This window comes from Ignavibacteriota bacterium (assembly GCA_016218045.1).
Lineage (GTDB): Bacteria > Bacteroidota > Ignavibacteria > SZUA-365 > SZUA-365 > JACRFB01.
Genome location: JACRFB010000067.1, coordinates 1 through 3,369, shown reverse-complemented (window position 1 = coordinate 3,369; position 3,369 = coordinate 1). Strand labels below are relative to the sequence as shown.

Sequence of the window (3,369 nt, the reverse complement as noted above, 5' to 3'; positions counted from 1 at the left end):
GGCGTACACACGGCAACCTTCGATGCGGCGACGCTCGAGAGCGGCCAGTACATCGCCACGATCACCATGACGGGCGTCGAGAGCGGCATCGGTTTCTCGAAGTCGATCAAACTCTCGCTCGTGAAATAACACCTGCGACACACGGCCGGCCGGCCGTGGGATCCACGTTCCGGCCGCTGCTTTCATATTCTCCCCTGCAACGGGCGCGGCTCTCGCCGCGCCCGTTGCTATTTCCAGAAGACGAGCAGAAAACACCGATCACTCTCGTCGACGGTTATTTGCTGCATAAATTCTCGTGTACTGAAGCGCTCCGGCTCGCGTAAATCCTGAATAATTATGTTGACAGAGAATCAAATATTTGCCAATATTGAATATCACAATACGTGGATTACCCTATCGATTATACCCCACTTCAGAATATTGCCCGCGTTTTGGGTACATAGCTGATTTACCACGACGAACGGAATGAACCGTCCAGGATTTTTGGAGGAGAATTCTTTTCGGGCCGCGCGAAGTCTTCACAGGCATTTCGACGTCGAAATTACAAACATACCTAGGAGGTGTGAGATGACAACAGCTACCCAAAGGCGAGCTTTCGACATCGGTCGAGGCTTCGTCTTCCCCTTGCTTGTTGCGGCCTTGCTCGTAACAGTTGGTGCAGGGAGTGTTTCGGCACAGACTATGATGCCACTCCCGAATCACGGATCACCCTACAGCGGGATGGTCCGTGGTTATTGGTTCACCGCCCCGGTGAATTTTACGATTGTCGGTATGCGCGTCCCGACTGACGCGAGCACGGGTGCACAGTCGATACAGGTCATGCGCATGAACGTCGCCGTGCCCACGTATTCGACAACAACCACGAACTACAATACGCTGGGATACTGGTACGGCGTTTCCGGAACCAGCATGATCTCCTGCAATATCCCCGTGCAGGCCGGTGACATCATCGGCGTACTCGGATATCGCGGACAGATCAACTCGTACGCGACACCCGCCGGACCGTATAACACAACGATCGCCGGACAGTCCGTCACACTCACACGGTTCGGCTTTCAGGGCAACATCGACGCAGGAACCTCAGCCGGTGCAGTCTGGCAGGAACCGGGCGGATCCATTTCACGCGTTGAACTCTATTACACCACCGTCACAGCACCCAACGATGCAGGTGTGCTCTCCATCGACTCGCCGAACAATTTCTGCGCGGGCACACACGATGTCAAAGTGACGCTCAAGAATTTCGGAAGCAACCAGCTCACATCCGCAACCATCAATTGGTCACTGAACGGGACCCCCAAGACGCCATATTCGTGGAGTGGTCTGCTCGACACTCTTACCGCCGCATCGCGCATCACACAGGTGACGCTCGGAACCGAGAATTTTCTCCCGGGAGTCTCGTACACCATCCGTGCATGGACGTCCATGCCCAATGGCATTGCTGACACTGTAAATAAAAACGATACCGTGCAGGTGGTCCGTAAGTCCTCGCTCAACGGTACATTCACCATCGGTGGAGCATCGCCGAACTACACCACGTTTGCTGCAGCGGCAGCGGATCTCGTTGCGAACGGTGTCTGCGGACCCGTTGTGTTCAACGTCCGACCTGGAACATACACCGAGCGTGTCGACCTGCCAGCAATCGCCGGCACATCTGCGACCAATACCGTGACGTTCCAGTCGGAATCCGGTGTCAAGACCTCCGTCATCCTTCAGTACAGTTCTTCCTCGACGACCAATCTCGGCACCGTAAACATGGGCGGCGCGGACTGGGTGACGTTCAAGGATATGACGATCCAGACACAAGGCACCACCTATGCGGCTGCCGTTCAGTTCAGCGGCAATTCCGACAACAATACCTTCCAGAACAATGTGCTGAAGGGTTACGCGGCAGCGACGACGTCCACATACCAGGCCGTTATTTATTCGCCGTCGGGCACTACCGATCATAACAATTCGTTCATCGGCAACTCGATTGAAAGCGGATCATACGGCGCGTACTACTACGGCTCCTCGAGCGAAACGAACACTCGTTTCGAGAACAACACGTTCACAGGCCAGTACTATATGGGTCTGACGATGTACTATCAGGATGTACCGATCATCAAGAACAACATCCTCAACTTTACATCCACCTATTCAACGAATTACCTGTTCTATCTGTACTATCTCACCGGGGCATACCGCGTGACAGGGAACAAGCTGTTCTCGAATTCGACCACGGGCACCCGCTACGGAATGTACATCTATACATCCACGGCTGCGAACAATGCCGCCACGGCGCCGCTCATCGCAAACAACTTCATATCCCTCAACAGCGGAAGCTCGGTTACCTACGGAATCTGGCTGTATTACGGTTCCTGGACAAACGTCTTCCACAACACCATTCACCTTCGCAGCACGAGCACCAGCTCGCGCGCTCTGACCGTCTATTACGGCAACGATAACAAGGTGAAGGACAACATCTTCTACGCCACCTCGGGTGCAATGAGCTATTATTTCCTGGCGAACTCGTACCTGACCGACATGGACTACAACACGCATTACACGACGGGCACGAACCTCGCCTACCTGGGTGGTTCGTATGCCACAAGTCTCGGCGCCATGCAGACGCTGCTCGGTGGCGGGCGGGAATTGAATTCCAAATTCAAGACGATCACTTTCACTGATCCAAACACCGGCGACCTTCATTTGTCCGGCGCCTCACAGAGTGATCCCGCGCTAGTCGGAACCATGCTCACGGAAGTCACGGACGATATCGACGGTGATCCCAGGGCCCTGCCGTACATGGGTGCGGATGAGGCCTGTTACATTCTTCGCGACAAGATCTCCGCATCGATTCAGGATGCCAACGGATCGCCTCTGACGTACGTGTCGGCTCCGGGTACAGTGTACATCAACTACAGTTGTTCCTTCCCGATCAATGCCTTCACACTCACCGTGTCATTGAAGTTGTACGATGTCACGACAAATACGCTGGTCTTCCAGGGTTCGTTCCAGGTCAACAAACCGCAGGGACAGCCCGCTTCCGGCATTTCACCGATAGTGATCCCGAACACAGTGCCGCCCAACACGTACCGCGCGGAAGTGGTGTTCAACATGCACAACTCCTGCGAGAACTACGTGGACCAGGTCGCGAGCGAGCAAGTATTCCTCGTCGTGCCCCAGGGCCAGGTACCGTGCGTGGTGTGGCCGGGTGACGCCAATAACGACGGCATCGTCAACTACGGCGACCGCAGCGCCCTCAACCGCTACATCTCGAACGCCAACCTGCGCGCCACCTGGCTGCAGGGTCCGGCACGTTACCGCGTCGACTTCGCCACCAACCCCTTCACCTACTACACGTGGGAAGGACAGGTGGCGGTGCCCTGG

General features: G+C 55.4%; 1 protein-coding gene. It reads left to right on the top strand.

Features of this window, described 5'->3' with window-relative positions; translation table 11 throughout:
• Positions 1–771: 771 nt before the first annotated feature.
• The coding region (locus HY962_16905) for a right-handed parallel beta-helix repeat-containing protein (protein MBI5648613.1) at positions 772–3,369 on the top strand (2,598 nt) is incomplete at its 3' end.